Below are 19,568 nucleotides of genomic sequence, written 5' to 3' on the forward strand. Positions count from 1 at the left end.
GCGCGAAGCCATCCCCCTTGCGGGTGGTTCAGCGTCGTAGCGGCGGTGGCGTGTGCGCCCCCGGATAGGTGTACGGGTAGTCGAGGCCGAGGGGGGCGAGGGCGGCGGCGCGGCGGCGTTCGCGGATGGCGCGCAACTCGGCGACGGCGGCGGGCGATCCGCAGTCCTTGTGACGGGCGAAGTGCCTGACGGCATCGGCTTTGGTGGGGCCGGTCCAGGGGTTGCGCCAGGGGGAGTTCCGCAGTGCGGCACGGGCGGCGACGCGGCTCTCGGCCTGGGCGGCGGCGAGATAGGCGGCGGTGTGGCGGCCCGGACGGGGGCGGGGAAAAAGCAGACAGAGCACCCAGCAAAGGGCGCGGGCGATAGAATCGCGCACGGTCGTTCCAGTCGGTAAGAGGGCTGAAGCGGCTAGCCGACCCGCCTTTGGTAGAGGCTGAGTCGGACGCCCTGACGGGTCGCGCAAACGGCCCGTCAGGGCATTTCTGTGCGCACAGTAAGCACATAGACGCGGACTCGTCCAGCTACTTCCCGGTACGCCCGCCTACGCCCGGCTCCACCCGTCAAGTCCGTTTGACGCCCGCGCCACCACGGCATCGTGCCGACCCCAACTCGTATGCTCCGGCGCATGGATGAGGACATAGCACGCGCGGCGGCCGACGCCTTGGCCACCGGACCCCGTCTCACCCCGGCCGAAGCTTCGGACGCGGTCCCGCACGCACCGGGCCTCTACGCGGTCTACGGCGACGCGTCGGCGTGCGCCCACCTCGCGACGGGAACGCCGGACCGCCCGCTCTACGTGGGCAAGGCGGAACACAGCCTCGCGGCCCGCGACGTACGCACGCACTTCGCCACAGGCAGGACCGGCTCCTCCACCCTCCGCCGCACCCTGGCAGCCCTCCTGCGCGACCACCTCGCCCTGCACGCGATCCCGCGCAACCCCGCCCGCCCGGACGGCAGCGCGAGCTTCGCCCTGGAGCCCGGCGGCGACGCGCGGCTGACGGAGTGGATGCGCGCGCGGCTGTGCCTCGCGGTGTGGCCGGGCCCCGAGGGCGTGACCCTGAACGAGATAGAAACGGCGGTCCTGACGCGTCTGCGCCCACCCCTCAACCTCTCCAAGATGGGCCCGTCCGCCGACCCCCGCCTCAAAGCAGCCCGCTCAGCCCTGTCGGCCGAGGCGAGAGCCTGGCGCCCGGGGGGTTGAGCACGCGGGCGGTTTCCGTCAGATCGGCAGGTCCCAGGAAGGCCCGTCCTCGGTGCCGAGCCAGACCCGCTGACCGGTGCCCGAGACCGTGAGGCCGAATTCGCTCTGGTGGGGCTCGCCCGCGTCCTGCCATCGCCGTACCGCCCGCTCGACCCGGTCCCACAGGCGCACGGGCCCGCGCTGCACGACGTTCCATCCCCCGTCCGCGCGGGGCGCCGTCCGTGCCTGTGCGCCCGTGGACACGTCCCAGAGGATCTGTTCCGCGCCCGCCCCCAGGCGCTCGGCCGAGGGTACGGCGAGCTGCGCGACCCAGGCGCCGGTCCAGTCGTCCAGCGCGGCGGGGTCGATCCGGCTGGGACGCTCCTCGCCGGGCAGGAGGGCCAGCGCCGGACGGGGCGGCCGGTCGTGGGGCCGGGCGATCATGAAGCTGGTGTGGCCGGGCAGGAACCGGCCCGTGGCTTGCCCGGGGCCGGTGACGTCGAGCAGGGCCAGGGCGTTGGCGTAGCTCCACCCGGACAGGGTGACGAGGATCCTTCCCCCCGGCCTCACCTGGTGCAGCCACGGCAGCGGGACGTACCGCACCGAACAGGTCGCGATGAGCCGGTCGTACGGTCCGCCGCCGGGGTCGCCGCGCAGTCCGTCACCGATGATCAGCCGGGGCGCGAGGCCGGCCGCGCCCAGTGCGGCGGCCGCGGCGCGGCCCACCACCGGGTCGTACTCGACGCTGGTGAGCCGGGCGTCCCCGAGGCGGTGCGCGCCGAGCGCGGTCGAGTAGCCCGTGCCCGTACCGATCTCCAGTACCCGGTGACCGGCCTCGGCGCCAAGCTGGTCCCACATCCGCAGCACCAGCGACGGCAGGGTGGAGGAGGACGACGGCGAACCGGTCACCGCCGCCTCGGTCACCTCGTCCGGCCGGATGCGGCCGTCGAGTTGGGTGATCAGCGTCTGATCGGAGTACACCCCTTCCAGCCACCCCGGCTCACCCTCCCGAACAGCGCGGTACGCGGTCGGCACACTGCCGGCCACCGGCAAGAAGTAGGCCCCCGTGAACAACTCCCGGGCCACGGCCCCCGCCGCCTCGCACCACCCGGAATCCGCGAGGCCCCCGAGCGCGGCGAGCCGTTCCACAAGGGCGGCACGCAGCCGCTCCGCCGTACTCACGTATCGAAACCTTTCTCCAGCCAGTCGGCGAGGGCGTGCGCCACCGCCGTGGTCGTCCCGTCCGGCTGCCATGCCCACTGGCCGTTCGGGTTGCACTCCAGGAAGTACCAATCTCCGGAGGCGGTGACGGCGAAGTCGAAAGCGCCGTACACGAGTCGGTGTTCCGCTAGGTACGCCGCGACGGGGCGGGCGACTCGCGTCGGCACCTCGATGGGCGTGCACGTCATCAGGTCCTGACGCCGCCGCCAGTCAAGATCCGGACTGTCGATCCGCACCCCGAACAACTGATCTCCCACGGCGGTCACCCGTGCGTCGAAGACCTTGCCCACCTTGGCCTGGAACAGGTGAGGGCATACGGACACCGCGTCGGTGATCTCGTCCTCGCGCACTTCACGTCCCCAGACACTGCGGGGTCGGCCGTCGACGCGGTACGGCGAGTTCCACAGTGGTTTGTAGATCGCGCCGCCCGTGAATGAGGCGACGAACTCCCGTGCTTCGCCGGGATCGTTGGTGATGATCGTGCTGGGCACCAGGAAGCCGCAGCGCTGGGCGGTGGAGAGCTGCGACGGTTTGAACTCGGCGGCGCGGTTGTGCCACGGGTGGTTGACGTATCGCGCTCCGGGCAGGGACGCGAGGATGCCGCCCACTCCCCACAGGGCCTGTTCCGCGGCGAAGCGGCGGTCCTGCGGGCTCAGCCCGGGAGGCCCGGCGTAGGGAGAGGGCCTGCGTACCCAGACCGACCGGACGCGGGTGATGTCCAGCTCCCTGCTGCTCGTGCGCAGAGTGCCCCACTGCTCACCCGCGCGGTAGCCGGTGGTCAGGGAGGCGCCCGCGTGCAGGTCGATCCCCGGGTCGAAACGGGCGACGGGAACCCGGCGCTCGGAGAGCAGCCGCAACACGAGGTCGGCTGTCACGTCGTAGGGATTGGTCAGCACGAGGACCGGCCCGTGGTCGTCCATCAGCCGGAACCCTGGTCCTGGTCGTAGGACTCGGTGCTGTCCGCGTCGGTGGCACCGCCCGGCCCCGATCCGTCACCGGGTGTCGTCGTCGTGGGAGTCAGACCGCTCGTACTCGTGCCGTGGTTGCCCAGTTCCACCGTCCGGCCGTACTCGTCCACGATGACGGCGATCTGGGTCCTGGGGTCGATCACGGGCGTGGGCAGCGGAATCGTGGCGGCGGTCGCGTACGGCCCCATGCGCTGGGTGCCCCAGGGGGCGGGGGTCTGTGTCATCTCCTCCATGCCTCCGTTCGGAAGGTGTCCGCGTGTGCCGTCTCCGGCGAGACGATCGTCGCCCAGGGGCGTTCTTCGCGGTAGCGGCCACGCGTAGGCCACGTGTCGGCCAGACTGGCGGTATGGGGAGCAGCGTGGGGGCCGGTGTCCGGCGTGAGCGCGAGCGTCTGGGGTGGAGCCAGGCGCGGCTGGCGCGGGAGGTCTGCCGCGTCGCGGGTGTTCGGGGAGAGCCGGTCGGGCGCCAGGAGGTGAGCCGCTGGGAGACGGGCAGGCGCACGCCGCGCGAGTGGCTGCCGTTTCTCGCCGCCGCGCTCGGGGTTCCCGTCGAAGTCCTCAAGGCGCCGCAGGATCCCGCTGAGCCGCCACTTCCCTTGCTGAGCGACTTTCTGCCTGCCGAGGACCCGTTGAAACCGCTGGCCGTTCGCCCCGGGGGCCGGATCGGCGTGGGACAGGTGGCCGACATACGGCAACGGGTCCACGGTCTGCGGCTGGCCGATGACGTGCTGGCGGGTGGGGACCTTCTGCGCCCCGCGCTTCGTGAACTCCGTACGGCGGTGAGGGTGTTCCGGGAACACAGCCACAGCGAGCAGGTGACCCGGCAACTTTTGCGTCAACTGGGTGAGTTGGCGCAGATCGTCGGGTGGATCGCGAGTGACGCCGGGCAGTACGCGGAGGCCGAACGGATCTACCGGCTCGGCCTCAGCGCGGCGACGCAGGCCGATGACCGGACGCTCGCCGGGAACCTGGCGGGGTCCCTGGCCTACCAATTCAGCAATACGGGGCGCGAGGAGGAAGGGTTCGACCTGGCACGGGCTGCTGTCGAGGGGGCGGGTCCGGACGCGCCGCCCAAAGCTCGCGCGCTGTACTGGGACCGGGTGGCGTGGGCAGCGACGAAGGCCGGGGGAGCCGAACGGGCGCGATCCGCCCTGCGAGCACTGGGCGAGGCCGAGGGGGCGTTCGGTGACGACAGGCACGAAGACGAGGAACCAGCCTACGTGTATTGGGTGGACGCGGGGGAGCTGCGCGTCATGGAAGCCCGTGTCCACACGGAACTGCGGCGTCCCCTGCGCGCCGTGCCCCTGCTACGGGACGTGCTCGCGACGTACGACGCCACGCACGTACGCGAACTGGCGCTCTATCTGTCGTGGCTCGCCGTGGCGTACGCCGATGCGAACGAACCCGAGGAAGCGGCGGCCACGGCGAAGCGCGCGCTCTACCTGTCGGCGGACACCGCCAGCGAGCGAACGGCCGCGCGGCTCCGCACCGTTCTGTCCCGCCTCGCGGACTTCGCCGACGTCCCCGAGGTGGCGGCACTCCTGGCCGCCGCCGGCGGCTGAGCGCCTGGAGCCCGTCGCGGCGTACGGGAGCGGCCCGTTCAGAGGACGCCGCGCAGGTCGACCAGGGAACCGTCCTCGGAGAGGTGGTCGCGGTGGCGGCCCTCGGTGAAGAGGTCGCGGAGGTACATGGCGGGGAAGTCCAGGATTTCGATCCGTTCGGCCAGGGTGATGCGGGCGCGGTAGGGGGTGTCGCCGTCGCGGATCAGGACGTCGCACCAGCCCGGGGTGGGGGCCTCGACGCCCGTCACGGTGACGTGGTCCTCCGCCATCTGCCCGACCCAGGCCGCGAGGTCGTCCAGGAGCCAGGCCATGTTCATCCAGGCCGGCGCCCCGGCGGCCGGCTGCCAGTCGTACGTGCGGCGCGCCTCGCGGCCGGTGCCGGGAGGGGCGCCCTCGCGGTAGACGGGCGGCTGCGCTGGGCCCTCGGTCTCGGTGAACGCGACGGAGCGGGGCCGGATGCGCAGCGCGGTGAGCCGGAAGCGGTCCTCGCCGAGGTCGAAGGCGACCTCCGAGGCGTGGGTGAGGAAGGCGCTGTCCGCGTCACCGGTCATGCGGGGCGGACCGGGCCGGGGCGTTCAGGCGCTGCGCCAAGGGGGCGTACGAGCTGGCGTACTCGTCCCCGGCGGGGGCCGCGGACCGCTTGTTCTCCTTGGCCAGGGTCGTGCTGACCCAGTTCGGGCAGCGGACGACGCCCTTGCAGTACATGGTGATCACGCCCTTGTCCTGGCCGTCGCGCAGCACCTTCTGGTTGACCGAGAGGATCATCTTGTACTGCTTTTCGAGCTTGCACACGCCGTTCCGGCAGCGGTACTTACCGGCGTATCCGGTCAGGTGATAGGTCGTCGTCTTCCCCACGCGGTCGCGGTTCGGGGACTTCGCGATGAACTCCACGGCCGAGTACTTCGTGATGTTGTGCTTCTTCTTGACCTTGTTCCAGCCGAAGCCCTTGTCCCGCGCGCGGTCGTAGTACCCGGCGCGCAGCGAGGCCTTTCCGGGGCCCGAGTAGTCGAGGTGCTTGAGGATCTTGTACGCGGGGTCGCCGGCCGCCGCGCGGGCTTCCGCGCCCGCCGACGCCGTCGCCGGGGTGGTGGTCAGCGCGCTGAGCACGGCAGTGGCGGCGAGCGCGCTCGCCACGATCTTGGCCCGGTTCATCCGGTCTTCCCCTCTGCCGACGCGTGCCCCCGCCAAGGAGCGGTACAAAGAGGGACATTACTGCCGGTCGCGGTGAACGGGCCGGTGATCGGAAGGGCTTGGGGGGCGCGGTGGTGCAAAGGGGTGGTGGGACGGGGGCGGACGCGGGCAGGGTGAGGGCATGACCTCTTCCTCGCAGGGCGCGCCCGCCCGGTTCAAGGACCTCTGTCTGGACGCGCGGGATCATCAGGCGCTCGCTGATTGGTGGTGCGCCGCGATGGGGTACGTGCGGCGGGAGGGCGAGAGGCCCGACGGGGAGCCGGTGGCCATCGTCGACGCGGCGGGGGGCGGGCCCCTGATCTGGGTGTGCCCTGTGCCCGAGGGCAAGGTAGTCAAGAACCGGATGCACATCGACGTGTACGGGGACGTCGAGCGGCTGCGCGGGCTCGGGGCGCGGGTCGTCGCGGAGCCGGACGCGGAGAAGGGCGTCCCCTGGCACGTCATGGGGGACCCCGAGGGGAACGAGTTCTGCGTGTTCGCGCCGCCCGCCGTCTGAGCCCGGGTCCGCGCGCCCCCTTCGGCGACGACGCGCCCGCACCGCTTCCGGTCGGTGAGGTGGTATCCCGACCGGTTTCGCCTCACGGCGGGCGAGGCAAGGGCGTCAGCCGTACATCCTTCGCATCGCGTACTCGACCATCTCCTCGACCGCCTTCGCGTCGAAGACGATGCGGTGCTCGCCCTCCATGTCCAGGACGAAGCCGTAGCCCGTGGGGAGGAGGTCCAGGACCTCCGCGCCGGTGATCACGAAGTACTTCGAGTCCTTGCCCGCGTAGCGGCGCAGTTCCTTCAGCGAGGTGAACATCGGGATGACCGGCTGCTGGGTGTTGTGCAGGGCCAGGAAGCCGGGGGTGTCGCCGCGCGGGCAGTAGACCTTCGACGCGGCGAAGATCTGCTGGAAGTCGTCCGAGGTGAACTGGCCCGTCGTGAACGCGCGGACCGCCTCCGCGAGCGACGGCGGGGACGGCTCGGGGTAGAGCGGGGGCTGCTGCTGGCCGTACGCGTCCTGCTGCTGGCCGTAGGCACCGGGCTGGGGCTGCTGCGGCGGCTGCGCGTACTGCTGCTGGGCGCCCGCGTTCGGGTCGTAGCCGTACATGGTGGAAAGGGTAGCCGCCTGCACAACCCCCTAACGGGGCTCGCGCGGGCCGCGGAGTGACGACTTCCTCATCCGCTCGGGCCGTCAGGGCTTGCGTCTTATTACTCGCGGGTAGCATCATCGTAGCTACCAGCCGGTACAGATACGCGTGCGCGTGGGCATCCCGTACTGATATCGGCTTGTATGTCTGATACGTCCGGGTGGAGGGCAGCCTCCCCGTACCGCGTAAGGGAGCCGTCGCCGTGGGGCACTACAAGTCGAATCTCCGAGACATCGAGTTCAACCTCTTCGAGGTCCTGGGCCGCGACAAGGTCTACGGTTCCGGTCCCTTCGCCGAGATGGACGCCGAGACCGCCAAGTCGATCCTCGCCGAACTGGCCCGGCTCTCCGAGAACGAGCTGGCCGAGTCCTTCGCCGACGCGGACCGCAACCCGCCCGTCTTCGACCCGGAGACGAACACCGCGCCCGTACCCGAGACCTTCAAGAAGTCCTACAAGGCCTTCATGGACTCCGAGTACTGGCGCCTCGGCCTCCCCGAGGAGATCGGCGGCACCACCGCCCCGCGCTCCCTCATCTGGGCGTACGCCGAACTCATCCTCGGCGCCAACCCGGCCATCTGGATGTACTCCTCCGGGCCGGCCTTCGCCGGCATCCTCTTCGACGAGGGCAACGAGGCGCAGAAGAAGGTCGCGGAGATCGCCGTCGAGCGGCAGTGGGGCTCGACCATGGTCCTCACCGAGCCCGACGCCGGTTCGGACGTCGGCGCGGGCCGTACGAAGGCGATCGAGCAGGCCGACGGCAGCTGGCACATCGAGGGCGTGAAGCGCTTCATCACGTCCGGCGAGCACGACATGTCGGAGAACATCCTCCACTACGTCCTCGCGCGCCCCGAGGGCGGCAAGCCCGGCACCAAGGGCCTCTCGCTCTTCCTCGTCCCGAAGTTCGAGTTCGACTGGGAGACCGGCGAGCTGGGCGAGCGCAACGGCGTCTACGCGACGAACGTCGAGCACAAGATGGGCCTCAAGGCGTCCAACACGTGCGAGATGACCTTCGGCGACCGCCACCCCGCCAAGGGCTGGCTCATCGGCGACAAGCACGACGGCATCCGCCAGATGTTCCGCATCATCGAGTTCGCCCGCATGATGGTCGGCACGAAGGCCATCGCGACCCTCTCCACCGGCTACCTCAACGCCCTGGAGTACGCCAAGGAGCGCGTGCAGGGCCCCGACCTCGCGAACTTCACCGACAAGACCGCGCCCAAGGTCACCATCACGCACCACCCCGACGTGCGTCGCTCGCTCATGACGCAGAAGGCGTACGCGGAGGGCATGCGCGCGCTCGTCATGCACACCGCCGCCGTCCAGGACTCGATCGCCGTCAAGGAGGCCGCGGGCGAGGACGCCGCCGAGCTGCACGCCCTCAACGACCTGCTCCTCCCGATCGTCAAGGGCTACGGCTCCGAGAAGTCCTACGAGCAGCTCGCGCAGTCGCTCCAGACCTTCGGCGGCTCCGGCTACCTCCAGGAGTACCCGGTCGAGCAGTACATCCGCGACGCCAAGATCGACACCCTCTACGAGGGCACGACGGCGATCCAGGGCCAGGACTTCTTCTTCCGCAAGATCGTCCGCAACCAGGGCGCCGCGCTGAACTCCGTCGCCGAGGACATCAAGAAGTTCCTCGCGGTCGGGCCGGGCGGCGAGACGCTGTCCGCCGCGCGCGGCGAGCTGGCGAAGGCCGCCGGTGAGCTGGAGGCCCTGGTCGGCGCGATGCTCACGCAGCTCGCCGCCACCCAGGAGAACGCCCGCGAGATCTACAAGGTCGGCCTCAACACCTCGCGCCTGCTGCTCGCCGCCGGTGACGTCGTCGTCGGCTACCTGCTGCTGCGCGGCGCGGCCGTCGCCGAGGAGAAGCTCGCCTCGGCCTCCTCGAAGGACAAGCACTTCTACGAGGGCAAGATCGCGGCCGCCAAGTTCTTCGCGGCCAACATCCTGCCGCGCGTCGCGGTCGAGCGGGCGCTCGCCGAGTCGACGGACCTGGAGCTGATGGACCTGGCGGAGGAGGCGTTCTGAGCCGCCGGTTCCCCGGAGGGCGCTGAGCTTTCGGCGCGGACGGCCGCTCCCGTTTGTGGGGGGCGGCCGTTGGCGTTTGTCGGGTGTTCGTGTTTGTGGGGGCGGCTGTTCGTGGGTGCGGGGGCAGCTGTTCGTGTTTGTGGAGGGCGGCTGTTCGTGGTTGCGGGGGGCGGGCGTTCGTGGTGGCGGGGCGGCGGCGTTGGCGGTGGGCGACCGATCGCGTTTGCCGGGGGCGGCTGTCGCGTTTGCCGGGGGCGGGCGTTCGTGTGTCGCGTTCGCTCAAAGCTGCATCGCGCGGACGGTTCTCACTCGGAGGAGTGAGGCGTTTTGCGACTTCGGCGGAGTTATCCACAGATCGGGCGGGAGGGGGGCTGGGGGGTGGCGAGGTGCGAAAGAATGGTTACAGGGGAGCCCCCCGGGTGGGTGGGGGTCTGTCCTGCGGCAGTGCGCCTCAGGCGTCCCCCGCCCCGCCCCCACCCCCCTCGTTAGGCTCTCCCCATGACGACCAGCACTTCCGCCCCCGCCTCCGCGTCCTTCGACCGGACGCACACCGACGACCTCCTGACCTTCCTCGCGGCGTCCCCCACGCCGTACCACGCCGTCGCCGAGGCGGCGCGGCGCCTGGACGGGGCCGGGTTCGAGCAGGTCGCGGAGGAGGCGGCGTGGGAGGGCACGCCGGGCGGCAAGTACGTGCTGCGCGGCGGCGCGCTCGTGGCGTGGTTCGTCCCCGAGGGCGTCGAGGCGCACACGCCCTTCCGCATCGTCGGCGCGCACACCGACTCCCCGGGCCTGCGCGTCAAGCCGCAGCCCGACTTCTCCGCGCACGGCTTCCGCCAGGTCGCCGTCGAGCTGTACGGCGGCCCGCTGCTCAACTCCTGGCTCGACCGCGACCTCGGCCTCGCGGGCCGGCTCAGCCTGCGCGACGGCTCGACGAGGCTCCTCACCGTGGACCGCCCCCTGCTGCGCGTCCCCCAGCTCGCCGTCCACCTCGATCGGGGCGTCAACGACGGCCTCAAGCTCGACCGGCAGCGCCACCTCCAGCCGATCTGGGGCCTCGGCGAGGGGCACGAGGGCGAGCTGATCGCCTTCGCCGAGCGCGAGGCGGGGCTCGAAGAGGGCAGCGTCACCGGCTGGGACCTGCTCGCCTATCCCGTCGAGGCCCCCGCCTACCTCGGGCGTGAGAACGAGTTCGTCGCGGGCCCCCGCATGGACAACCTGTTCTCCGTGCACTCCGGCGTCGCCGCGCTCATCGCCGCGTCCCGCTCCGGCGAGCTGTCCTCCATCCCGGTCCTCGCCGCCTTCGACCACGAGGAGACCGGCTCGCAGTCCGACACGGGCGCGGACGGGCCGCTCCTCGGCAACGTCATCCAGCGCTCCGTCGCCTCGCGCGGCGGCTCCTACGAGGACCGCGCCCGCGCGCTCGCCTCCTCGGTGAGCCTCTCCTCGGACACGGGCCACGCCGTGCACCCCAACTACGCCGAGAAGCACGACCCGACGCACCACCCGCGCGTCAACGGCGGCCCGATCCTCAAGGTCAACGTCAACAACCGCTACGCCACGGACGGCGCGGGCCGCTCCGTCTTCGTCGCCGCCGCCGAGCGCGCCGGGACCCCGTACCAGAGCTTCGTCTCGAACAACTCGATGCCGTGCGGCACGACGATCGGTCCCATCACGGCCGCGCGCCACGGCATCAAGACGGTCGACATCGGCGTCGCGATCCTCTCCATGCACAGCGTGCGGGAGCTGTGCGGGGACAAGGACCCCTACTACCTCGCGAACACGCTGGTCGCGTTCCTGGAGGGCTGAGTCTCCCGCCGCCCGCATCCCTACGGGCTCCCGCCGCCCGCATCCGCTACGGGCTCCGCCCAAATCCGCTACGGGCTCTCACGGGGCGCACGGCCGTGTGCGGTGCGCCCCCGGGGGTACCCGTGCGGAACGGACGGCAACAAGGAGGCTCGTCATGGGACTTGGTGGGTGCATCATCCTGATCGCGGTCGGCGCGATCCTCGCTTTCGCGACCGACTGGCACGTCAGCGGGCTCGATCTGAGCCTGGTCGGCGTGATCCTCATGGTCGTCGGCATCATCGGCGTCGTGACCTTCACGAGCATCGCGCGCAAGCGGCGCATGATCACCACCACCGGTGGCGCGCCGATCATCACCTCGCAGCCGATGACCGAGGAGGAGCGCATCCGTCGTGAGCACGGCGGCTACTGACGGGGCCTTCCTCCCGCAGCTTCCGCCGCTCCCCTGACCGGCCGTCACCGCTATCGGGTGACGGCCGGTGGCGTGTGCGGGCCCACCGGGGCGGGCCGCCCCACGCCCCAGCCCCCGCGGAACGGGCCCGCCCGGCCCCCGGTCTCAGCTCCTGCGGGACGGGCCCGCCCGGCCCCCGGTCTCAGCTCCTGCGGGACGGGCCCGCCCCCCGGCCCCCGGGTCTCAGCCGTCCAGCCCCGCCAGCACCAGCGCCAGCCGCCTCTCGCCGCCCTCCGCGACGAGCTTCACAGGGACGCCCCAGTCCTGCTGGTGCACGTGGCATGCCGGGTACTGGTTGTCGTCCGCGTCGTCGCACGAGGCCGCCATCGCCGAGACGTGCAGGACGCCCTCCGGGACCTCCGGATTCAGCTCCAGGCCACGCGCCAGGTCCGTGCCCGCGCCCTCGCCCGCGAGCAGCAGCTCGGGGGGCGTGGACGAGACCAGGAGCCGCGTCGACGGACCGTAGCGGGTGTCGAGCTTCTGTCCCGTCGGCGCCTGGAAGATGACGTCCAGGGCGAACTTCCCCGCCGCCACCTCCGTCGCCGCGCGCCGCGTGCGGTGCGCGACCGCCTCGACCCGCACCGCCTCCTCGGGCAGCCGCAGCCGGGTCAGGCGGTGGCGCGCCGACTCGACCACGACGATCTCCTCGCCGTCCACGACCGCCGCGCTCGGCTCGCGCAGGTCGGCCGCGAGGGTCGTCACCTCGCCGCTCGCCGGGTCGTAGCGGCGCAGCGCGTGGTTGTACGTGTCCGCGACGGCCACCGAGCCGTCCGGGAGCGCCGTGACGCCCAGCGGGTGCTGGAGGAGCGCCTGCCCGGCCGCGCCGTCGCGGTGACCGAAGTCGAAGAGCCCGGTACCGACCGCCGTGCGGACCGTGCCCTCGCGGTCGATCCAGCGCAACGCGCTGGTCTCCGCGTCCGCGAGCCACAGCCGCTCGCCGTCGAGGCTGGCCGCGAGCCCCGAGGGCTGGGCGAACCACGCCTGATCCGCCGGGCCGTCGACGAGGCCCTCGTTCGTCGTCCCCGCCGCCGCACGGACCGTCCCGGCTTCGGGGGCGTACGTCCACAGCTGGTGCACGCCCGCCATCGCGATCCACACCTTGCCGTCGAACCACGCCACGTCCCACGGCGACGACAGCGAGACCTCGCGCGCCGCGCCCGCGACCGGCTCGCCCTGCCACCACTGCCGCCCCGTCCCCGCGAGCGTCGAGACCGCACCGCTGGCGAGATCGACGCGGCGCAGTGCGTGGTTCACCGTGTCCGCGACGACGACGGCGCCGTCCGGGAGCAGCGCGAGGCCCTGCGGCTCGTTGAAGCGCGCCTCGGCGGCGCTTCCGTCGAGGAGCCCGCGCTCCCCGCTGCCGATGCGCCGTCGCACCGTCTCGCCGTCCGCCTCCAGCTCGACGAGCGCGTGCCGCGTCGTATCGCTGACCAGGAGCGTCCCGCCGGGCAGCCGCAGCGCCTTCCCCGGGAAGCGGAGGTCGGTGGCGACGGGCTCGGGCGGTACGTACGGGCCCTCGCCGCGCCGCAGCGTGCCCTTCGCCTCGTGCTCCGCCTCCAGCTCCTCGACCAGCGTGGCGATCGCGTGCGCGTGGCCCTCGCCCGCGTGCTGGGCGACGACGTAGCCCTCGGGGTCGATCACGACGAGCGTCGGCCAAGCCCGTACCGCGTACTGCTTCCAGGTCGCCAGCTCCGGGTCGTCGAGCACCGGGTGCTCGACCCCGTACCGCTCCACGGCGTCCACGACGGCCGCGTGCTCCGCCTCGTGCACGAACTTCGGCGAGTGCACCCCGATGATCACGACCGTGTCCCGGTGCTTCTCCTCCAGCTCGCGCAGCTCGTCCAGCACGTGGAGGCAGTTGATGCAGCAGAAGGTCCAGAAGTCCAGGATCACGATCCGCCCGCGCAGATCGGCGAGCGAGTAGGAGGTGCCGCCGGTGTTGAGCCAGCCGCCCTTGCCGACCAGCTCGGGGGCGCGGACACGGGCACGGCGGGCGGGCGCGGGAGTGGCGTCGTTCATGGTCTCCAGGGTGCCACTTCACCTGCGGTGATCCATGGTCCGGATGTTTCACGTGGAACATCGCGATGTTCCACGTGAAACATCGGTGTGGTCCGTGAGGCGCACGTCATGTTTCACGTGAAACATCGCCCGGCGCTTCCGCTTTCCGGCGGGAAATCGGGTAGCCGTAGGGCCATGAGATACCTCGTGCGTGAGCGGTTGTTCTCCATCGGTGACGACTACTGGATCGAGGACGAGTCGGGCCGCAAGGTCTTCCTGGTCGACGGGAAGGCGATGCGGGTCCGGCAGACCTTCGAGCTGAAGGACGAGCAGGGGCGGGTGCTCGTCGACATCCACAAGAAGCTGATCAGCCTCATGGGCGAGATGGTCATCGAGCGGGAGGGTGAGCACCTCGCCAGGGTGAAGCGCAAGCGGCTCTCGCTCCTCCGCAACCACTTCCGCGTGGAGATGGCGGAGGGGACCGAGCTGGACGTGAGCGGCAAGATCCTCGACCGCGAGTTCGCGATCGAGTACGACGGGGAACTGCTCGCACAGATCTCGCGGCGCTGGTTCACCGTCCGGGATACGTACGGGGTCCAGGTCGTGCGGGAGGACGTGGACCCCGCGCTGCTCATCGCCGTGACCGTGTGCGTGATCGCGCTCGCGGAGGGCAAGGACGACTGAGGCCGGTCACGGGCGCCAGCGCAGGGGGTGCTTCTCCGGCACCTCGATGACCGCGATCCGGACCCCGTCCGGGTCGCGGACCCACATCTCGACGAGTCCCCAGGGCTCTTCGCGCGGCTCGCGCTCGATCTGCACCCCGGCGCGGCGCAACTCCTCGTGCGCCGCCGCCGCGTCGGGCACCTGGAGCCAGATGCCGAGCGCGGGCGACGGGGGCTCGTCGGAGCGGCCCGAGACCTCCAGGAAGCCGTTGCCGAGGAAGTAGACCGTGCCGCGCTCCTCGCCCGTACCGAACTCCCTGTGGACGGCGAGGCCGAGCTTGCGGCCGTAGAAATCGCGAGAGCGGTCGGGGTCCGTGGGGCGCAGCAGAATCCTGCTGCTGAGTACCTGCACCATGGCCACCGAGCGTACGGGAGCGGGGCCTTGGGCGCGGGGAGGCGGATCGGCGGCGGGCGGCGGCAGGGGAGCGGGTGCGGGGGCTCGGGGAGGCGTCATCCGGCGGACGGGGACGCGCGTACCGGGCATACGTGGCGCCGGCTCGGCGTGCGGCGGCGAACCGTATCACCGCCGGGTGGGGCGGGACGTCAACTCCGGCCTACCATCGTCACTCGAAAGCACTGCCAGGGCGACACCCGGCGGCGTACTGTGCTCTTCCGGGGGCTCTCTCCCCCCGGCCCCCGAGCACCCGCGCACCGACGGCGCCGCACCGCCGCCGACCTGACCGCCCGCCAGCCGTCCCTGACGACCTGATGTCCTGCCGCGGCCACCGCCGCGCCGTACCGACCGCACGAGGGGTCCCGTGAGCCTCCATCCCAGCCTTCAGACCTATGCCGACGCCTGGTCCCACTCCGTGGAAGCGATATCCGCGCTGGTGCAGCCACTCGCGGACGCGGACTGGAACCGGGCGACACCGTGCCCCGGCTGGTCGGTGCGGGACCTGATCTCGCACGTCATCGGCATGGACTGCGAGATCCTCGGTGACCCGCGCCCGATCCACACGCTGCCGCGCGACCTCTACCACGTCCGTACCGAGCACCAGCGGTACATGGAGATGCAGGTCGACGTCCGCCGCCACCACACGGCGCCCGAGATGCTCGGGGAGCTGGAGTACACGATCATCCGCCGCAACCGGCAGCTCCGGAACGAGAACCGGGGCCCGGAGGCGACGCTGCGCGGTCCGCTCGGCACCGAGCAGACCCTCGAAGTCGCCATGCGGCGGCGTGCCTTCGACGTGTGGGTGCACGAGCAGGACCTGCGCGTCGCGCTCGGGCAGCCCGGGAACCTCGACTCCCCCGGCGCCTATGTCACGCGGGACGAGCTGTTGATGGGGCTGCCGAAGGTGGTCGCGAAGCGGGCGGGGGCTCCGGCGGGCAGTGCGGTGGTCTTCGACGTGAGCGGGCCTGTCGAGTTCCTGCGGACGGTGCGGGTCGACGCGGAGGGGCGGGGGAGCGTGGACGGGGCGCCGTCGCTCGGGCCGATCGCCACGTTGGGCATGGAGTGGGAGACGTATTTCCGCCTGGCTTGTGGGCGGGTTTCCGCGGAGCGGGTGCTGGGGGAGGTCAAGGCGGAGGGGGACGAGGAGCTGGTCGCGGCGATCCTGGCCAACTTCGCCGTGACGCCCTGAGCCGTGACGTCCTGAGCCGGGGCGGGCCCCTTCGGGGGCTCCGCCTCACGCCCCGCTCCTGTGCCCCGCTCCTCAATCTGTTCCGGCCTCCGGACGGGAGGTCCCCCCGGAGGGGCTGCGTTGTTGCGGTACGTGGACCGCCTCGACCTTGCTGGTGGTCAGCCGGTCCCGTTCCCTGCGGAGGGTTCGGGCGCGGAGGCGGAGGAACTGGCTGACTCCGAGGGCTTCCACGGCGAAGATCGCGCAGAAGGCGACGCGGTAGTCGTCGTCGGTCGCGTCGAGCAGGATGCCGATGGCCAGGAGCAGGATCATGCAGGCGGTGAAGCCGCCGATGTTGACGATCCCCGAGGCCGTGCCCTGGCGTTCGGGCGGGTTGGCCGGGCGGGCGAAGTCGAAGCCGATCATCGAGGCCGGGCCGCAGGCGCCGAGCACCAGGGTCAGCAGGACGAGGAGCCACATCGGGGCCGTGTCGCCCCAGCTCAGGACGAGTGCCCAGAGCAGGGCCGTCGCGCCCACCGTGCCGAGCACGAGCGGGACCCGGGCGCCGTGGTGGCGGGCGATGAGCTGCCCGTACACGAGGCCCATGACGATGTTCGACAGGATGACGACCGTGAGCAGATCCCCCGCCGTGCCACGCGAGAGGCCCTGCTGCTCGACGAGGAACGGCATGCCCCACAGGAGCAGGAAGACCATCGCGGGGAACTGCGTCGTGAAGTGCGTCCACATCCCGAGCCTGCTGCCCGGCTCGCGCCACGTCGCGGCGATCTGCGCGCGGACGTAGGCGGCGCCGCGGTGCGCGGCCGGCAGGGGCGGTGGCTCGTGGCCCTCGGGGTGGTCCTTGAGGAGGAGGAGTGTGACGACGAGGACGACGACGCCGAGTCCCGCGCTCCCCGCGAAGGCCGCCGTCCAGCCGATGCCGTGCAGGAGCCGCGCGATCACGAGCGTCGAGACGAGGTTGCCGGCCATGCCGACGAGGCCGGCGAGCTGGCCGACGAAGGGGCCGCGCCGGGCCGGGAACCAGCGGTTGCCCAGGCGGAGCACGCTGATGAACGTCATCGCGTCGCCGCAGCCGAGCAGCGCGCGCGAGAGCAGGCCCGAGGTGTAGTTCGGCGAGAAGGCGAAGCCGAGCTGGCCGAGGGTGAAGAGGACCGCGCCGAGGCACAGCACCTTCTTCGTGCCCATCCGGTCGACCATGAGGCCGACGGGTATCTGCATCCCCGCGTAGACGAGGAGCTGGAGTATGGAGAACGTCGAGAGCGCCGAGGCGCCGACGTGGAAGCGGTCGACCGCGTCGAGTCCCGCGACGCCGAGGGACGTGCGGAAGATGATCGCGACGAAGTAGACGGAGACGCCGACGCTCCACATCGCGACGGCCGCCCGGCCGCCGGGCGGATCGCCGGGGAGCGTGGCGCGCGCGGGCACCGACTGCGCGGTCATCGCACCTCCCCGCGGGCGAGCGTGTGGAACCAGCTGACGTGCCGTTCGACGACGGCGACGGCGGCCCCGGCGTCCCCCGCGCGCAGGGCGGCGAGGATCTCGCGGTGCTCGTGCAGGTTCTTCGTGGTGCGGTCCGGGTGCGTGTACATGACCGCGACGCCCATGCGGAGCTGGCGGTCGCGGAGCTGGTCGTACAGGCGCGAGAGGATCTCGTTGCCGCCGCTGCGCACGATCTCGGCGTGGAAGCAGCGGTCGCTCGCGGCGGCGCCCTCGTAGTCCCCGGACTCGGCGCGCCGCTCGTGCTCGGCGATCAGCTCTTCGAGGCGGGTGAGCAGGACGGGTGAGGCGGGCACGGCCTTGCGCGCGGCGTGCTGCTCGACGAGGAGGCGCGTCTCGACGACGTCCTCGATCTCCTGCGCCGATACGGGCAGGACGAGCACGCCCTTCTTCGGGTAGAGCTTGAGCAGCCCCTCGACCTCCAGGCGCAGCATCGCCTCCCGTACGGGGGTGCGCGAGACACCGACCTCCTCGGCCACCTCGCCCTCGGTGAGGAGCGTGCCTCCGGCGTAGCTGCGGTCGAGGATGCGGTGCTTGACGTGCGTGTAGACGCGGTCGGCGGCGGGGGGTTGCTTGGGGGGCTTGGGCTGGGGCGTGGCGTCGGCGGAGGGGGCGGCCGTGGGGACGGAGGGCATGCGCACAGCATAGATACAAGATGCGTACGTCCTGGGAAGCGTCCGCGAAATGGACAGGGGCCGGGAGGTGTGAGGCGCGAGGGGCGGGGCACTCGGTCGGTGTCAGCGATACGGCTCACAGCCTGAAGCGAAGGAGCACGATCATGGCCGCGAAGCACGGCAAGCACGCACGACATACGGACCAGAAGTCGACCGCCCGCGCGGAGCGCATGAAGGGCACCGCGAAGGAGACGGCGGGCAGGCTCCTCGGCAACGAGCGGCTCCAGGCCGAGGGCGGCGTCGAACGCTCCCGGGGCGACATGCGGCAGGCGAAGGAGAAGACGAAGGACGCCTTCCGCCACTGACGCCTCGCGTCACTGACATCCTCAGACCTGGACCGGGGCAATCCCTGACCCGAGCGGCCCCGCGTCCACCCCAAGGACCGGGTGCCACCGGAGCCACGCCCCCCTCGGGCTCCGGTGCGCACCCGCCTCCGCGACGAGACCCCCGCCCCTTCCGGGCGGGGGTCTCGGTGCGTGCGGGGTCCCGGTGTGCGCGGGGACTGGTCGTCCGGTCAGACGGCGACGATGCTGACGTGGTCCCCGCAGAGTCTGGTCGTGTCGGCCAGGGCGCCTGTGTGTCAAACGAGCAGGAAACCGGAAAGCGGTTCGCCACGGCACGACCGGGCGGAGCTCGGGCGCGCGGGCTGCCACGCGCCCGGCGAAGCCGGCGCTCCGCCGCTCGCGCGGACGCCCGGTGTGCCCCGGCCCCCTCGCTTGCTCACGCCCCCCACCCCCCGTCCACCGTGAGCTCCGAACCCGTGACATAGCCCGCGTCCGGGCCGGCGAGGAAGGCCACCGTCGCCGCGATCTCATGCGGGGCGGCGTAACGGCCGAGGGCGGTGAGGCCTGCGATCGAGGCCGCCTGCGGTGCTGAGGCCGGGTTGGCGTCCGTGTCCGTGGGGCCGGGGTGCACGAGTGTCGCGGTGATGCCGCGCGGGCCGAGTTCGCGGGCCAGGCCCTTGGTGAGGCCGAGGAGGGCCGTCTTGCTCATCGCGTAGAGGGCGAAGCCGGGGAAGGGGGCGCGGACGGCCATGTTGCTGCCGATCGTGATGATCCGGCCGCCCTCCGGGAGGTGCGGGGCGGCGGCGCGGGCGGCTTCGTAGGGGGCGCGGACGTTGACCGCGAGAGTCCGCTCGATCTCCGCGTCCCCCAGCTCCGCGAGCGCCCCCACGTGGAACGCGCCCGCGTTGTTGACGAGGACGTCGAGCCCGCCGAAGGCCCGTACGGCCTCCTCCACCGCGCCCCGCACCGCCGCCGGGTCCGCGCTGTCGGCCCGCAGCGCGAGCGCCGTGCCGTCCAACTCCTTCACGAGCGCCGTCGCGCGCGCCTCGTCCCGTACGTACGTGAACGCGACGCGCGCGCCCTCGGCGGACAGCCGCCGCACGACAGCGGCCCCGATCCCGCGCGAACCACCGGTCACCAGAGCCGTCTTTCCCTCAAGTCCGTTCATGGGGTTCATGGTTGTGGCGGGCGCGGGCCGGTGCTGGCGGGAATCCGCCCTCGCGTTCAGGCCGTCACGTCGAGGAGCACACCGCCCCTCAGCCGCAGCGGTCCGGCC

21 protein-coding genes are annotated in these 19,568 nt (G+C 71.8%); 9 read left to right on the plus strand and 12 right to left on the minus strand.

What is annotated here, in order from left to right:
* Window positions 1-28: 28 nt before the first annotated feature.
* Window positions 29-376, minus strand: coding sequence for a hypothetical protein (locus ACIP4O_RS26775; RefSeq protein WP_401578269.1), 348 nt, complete (start codon window positions 374-376; stop codon window positions 29-31).
* Between the two features lie 249 nt (window positions 377-625).
* Here ACIP4O_RS26775 and ACIP4O_RS26780 point away from each other — a divergent pair, with 249 nt between their 5' ends.
* The gene (locus tag ACIP4O_RS26780; protein ID WP_401578270.1) at window positions 626-1,201 is read left to right on the plus strand and encodes a GIY-YIG nuclease family protein; all 576 of its coding nucleotides are present in this window, start codon (window positions 626-628) and stop codon (window positions 1,199-1,201) included.
* Window positions 1,202-1,219: 18 nt separating this feature from the next.
* Here the strand turns inward: ACIP4O_RS26780 and tgmC are convergent, their stop codons facing one another.
* Genes tgmC through tgmA form a run of 3 tightly spaced genes read right to left on the minus strand, consistent with a single transcriptional unit; the run spans window position 1,220 to window position 3,593 of the window.
* Window positions 1,220-2,362 (minus strand): ATP-grasp peptide maturase system methyltransferase, encoded by a 1,143-nt coding sequence (tgmC, locus tag ACIP4O_RS26785; protein WP_401578272.1) that lies wholly within the window; start codon window positions 2,360-2,362, stop codon window positions 1,220-1,222.
* Window positions 2,359-3,321 carry an ATP-grasp ribosomal peptide maturase gene (tgmB, locus tag ACIP4O_RS26790; RefSeq protein WP_401578274.1) on the minus strand — a complete coding sequence of 321 codons (963 nt, stop codon included), beginning with the start codon at window positions 3,319-3,321 and terminating at the stop codon, window positions 2,359-2,361. Before tgmB ends, tgmC begins: the two co-directional genes overlap by 4 nt.
* On the minus strand, window positions 3,321-3,593 hold the full coding sequence (tgmA, locus tag ACIP4O_RS26795) for a putative ATP-grasp-modified RiPP (RefSeq protein ID WP_401578276.1): 273 nt from the start codon (window positions 3,591-3,593) through the stop codon (window positions 3,321-3,323). The genes tgmB and tgmA overlap by 1 nt, the downstream gene beginning before the upstream one ends.
* A gap of 122 nt (window positions 3,594-3,715) precedes the next feature.
* Between tgmA and ACIP4O_RS26800 the strand changes: the two genes are divergently transcribed.
* Window positions 3,716-4,930, plus strand: coding sequence for a helix-turn-helix transcriptional regulator (locus ACIP4O_RS26800; RefSeq protein ID WP_401578278.1), 1,215 nt, complete (start codon window positions 3,716-3,718; stop codon window positions 4,928-4,930).
* A 38-nt stretch (window positions 4,931-4,968) separates the two neighbouring features.
* On the opposite strand, the gene ACIP4O_RS26805 is transcribed toward ACIP4O_RS26800, so the two are convergent.
* On the minus strand, window positions 4,969-5,481 hold the full coding sequence (locus ACIP4O_RS26805; protein WP_401578280.1) for a hypothetical protein: 513 nt from the start codon (window positions 5,479-5,481) through the stop codon (window positions 4,969-4,971).
* The gene (locus ACIP4O_RS26810) at window positions 5,471-6,082 is read right to left on the minus strand and encodes a hypothetical protein (protein ID WP_401578282.1); all 612 of its coding nucleotides are present in this window, start codon (window positions 6,080-6,082) and stop codon (window positions 5,471-5,473) included. Before ACIP4O_RS26810 ends, ACIP4O_RS26805 begins: the two co-directional genes overlap by 11 nt.
* 160 nt (window positions 6,083-6,242) lie before the next feature.
* Here ACIP4O_RS26810 and ACIP4O_RS26815 point away from each other — a divergent pair, with 160 nt between their 5' ends.
* Window positions 6,243-6,617, plus strand: coding sequence for a VOC family protein (locus tag ACIP4O_RS26815; RefSeq protein ID WP_401578284.1), 375 nt, complete (start codon window positions 6,243-6,245; stop codon window positions 6,615-6,617).
* 105 nt (window positions 6,618-6,722) lie between these two features.
* Here the strand turns inward: ACIP4O_RS26815 and ACIP4O_RS26820 are convergent, their stop codons facing one another.
* Window positions 6,723-7,214 (minus strand): SseB family protein, encoded by a 492-nt coding sequence (locus ACIP4O_RS26820; protein ID WP_361332581.1) that lies wholly within the window; start codon window positions 7,212-7,214, stop codon window positions 6,723-6,725.
* A 242-nt stretch (window positions 7,215-7,456) separates the two neighbouring features.
* Here ACIP4O_RS26820 and ACIP4O_RS26825 point away from each other — a divergent pair, with 242 nt between their 5' ends.
* The 3 genes from ACIP4O_RS26825 to ACIP4O_RS26835 all read left to right on the plus strand — a co-directional run bounded on the left by ACIP4O_RS26825 (window position 7,457) and on the right by ACIP4O_RS26835 (window position 11,498).
* On the plus strand, window positions 7,457-9,283 hold the full coding sequence (locus ACIP4O_RS26825) for an acyl-CoA dehydrogenase (RefSeq protein ID WP_401578286.1): 1,827 nt from the start codon (window positions 7,457-7,459) through the stop codon (window positions 9,281-9,283).
* Between the two features lie 498 nt (window positions 9,284-9,781).
* The gene (locus ACIP4O_RS26830; protein WP_401578288.1) at window positions 9,782-11,089 is read left to right on the plus strand and encodes a M18 family aminopeptidase; all 1,308 of its coding nucleotides are present in this window, start codon (window positions 9,782-9,784) and stop codon (window positions 11,087-11,089) included.
* Between the two features lie 154 nt (window positions 11,090-11,243).
* A complete protein-coding gene (locus ACIP4O_RS26835; RefSeq protein WP_164291843.1) occupies window positions 11,244-11,498 on the plus strand; it encodes a DUF6458 family protein in 255 nt (84 codons plus the stop codon).
* 222 nt (window positions 11,499-11,720) lie between these two features.
* Here ACIP4O_RS26835 and ACIP4O_RS26840 read toward each other — a convergent pair whose 3' ends face one another.
* Window positions 11,721-13,556, minus strand: a complete 1,836-nt coding sequence (locus ACIP4O_RS26840) for an NHL domain-containing thioredoxin family protein (RefSeq protein ID WP_401578290.1) — start codon at window positions 13,554-13,556, stop codon at window positions 11,721-11,723.
* A gap of 174 nt (window positions 13,557-13,730) precedes the next feature.
* On the opposite strand from ACIP4O_RS26840, the gene ACIP4O_RS26845 reads away from it, so the two are divergent.
* Entirely contained in the window at window positions 13,731-14,219 is a 489-nt protein-coding gene (locus ACIP4O_RS26845) for an LURP-one-related family protein (protein ID WP_361332570.1), read from the plus strand.
* A gap of 6 nt (window positions 14,220-14,225) precedes the next feature.
* On the opposite strand, the gene ACIP4O_RS26850 is transcribed toward ACIP4O_RS26845, so the two are convergent.
* The gene (locus tag ACIP4O_RS26850) at window positions 14,226-14,612 is read right to left on the minus strand and encodes a VOC family protein (protein WP_401578292.1); all 387 of its coding nucleotides are present in this window, start codon (window positions 14,610-14,612) and stop codon (window positions 14,226-14,228) included.
* A 403-nt stretch (window positions 14,613-15,015) separates the two neighbouring features.
* Here ACIP4O_RS26850 and ACIP4O_RS26855 point away from each other — a divergent pair, with 403 nt between their 5' ends.
* Window positions 15,016-15,840 carry a maleylpyruvate isomerase family mycothiol-dependent enzyme gene (locus ACIP4O_RS26855; protein WP_361332566.1) on the plus strand — a complete coding sequence of 275 codons (825 nt, stop codon included), beginning with the start codon at window positions 15,016-15,018 and terminating at the stop codon, window positions 15,838-15,840.
* A gap of 72 nt (window positions 15,841-15,912) precedes the next feature.
* On the opposite strand, the gene ACIP4O_RS26860 is transcribed toward ACIP4O_RS26855, so the two are convergent.
* Together ACIP4O_RS26860 and ACIP4O_RS26865 are read right to left on the minus strand one after the other, a co-directional pair.
* Entirely contained in the window at window positions 15,913-17,277 is a 1,365-nt protein-coding gene (locus tag ACIP4O_RS26860) for a nitrate/nitrite transporter (RefSeq protein ID WP_401578294.1), read from the minus strand.
* Window positions 17,274-17,969 (minus strand): GntR family transcriptional regulator, encoded by a 696-nt coding sequence (locus ACIP4O_RS26865; RefSeq protein WP_361332560.1) that lies wholly within the window; start codon window positions 17,967-17,969, stop codon window positions 17,274-17,276. Before ACIP4O_RS26865 ends, ACIP4O_RS26860 begins: the two co-directional genes overlap by 4 nt.
* Window positions 17,970-18,112: 143 nt before the next feature.
* Between ACIP4O_RS26865 and ACIP4O_RS26870 the strand changes: the two genes are divergently transcribed.
* Entirely contained in the window at window positions 18,113-18,313 is a 201-nt protein-coding gene (locus tag ACIP4O_RS26870) for a CsbD family protein (RefSeq protein ID WP_401578297.1), read from the plus strand.
* A 415-nt stretch (window positions 18,314-18,728) separates the two neighbouring features.
* On the opposite strand, the gene ACIP4O_RS26875 is transcribed toward ACIP4O_RS26870, so the two are convergent.
* Window positions 18,729-19,460 (minus strand): SDR family NAD(P)-dependent oxidoreductase, encoded by a 732-nt coding sequence (locus tag ACIP4O_RS26875; RefSeq protein ID WP_401578299.1) that lies wholly within the window; start codon window positions 19,458-19,460, stop codon window positions 18,729-18,731.
* Window positions 19,461-19,568 lie beyond the last annotated feature (108 nt).

It is taken from the genome of Streptomyces sp. NPDC088923, from assembly GCF_044749745.1.
Lineage (GTDB): Bacteria > Actinomycetota > Actinomycetes > Streptomycetales > Streptomycetaceae > Streptomyces.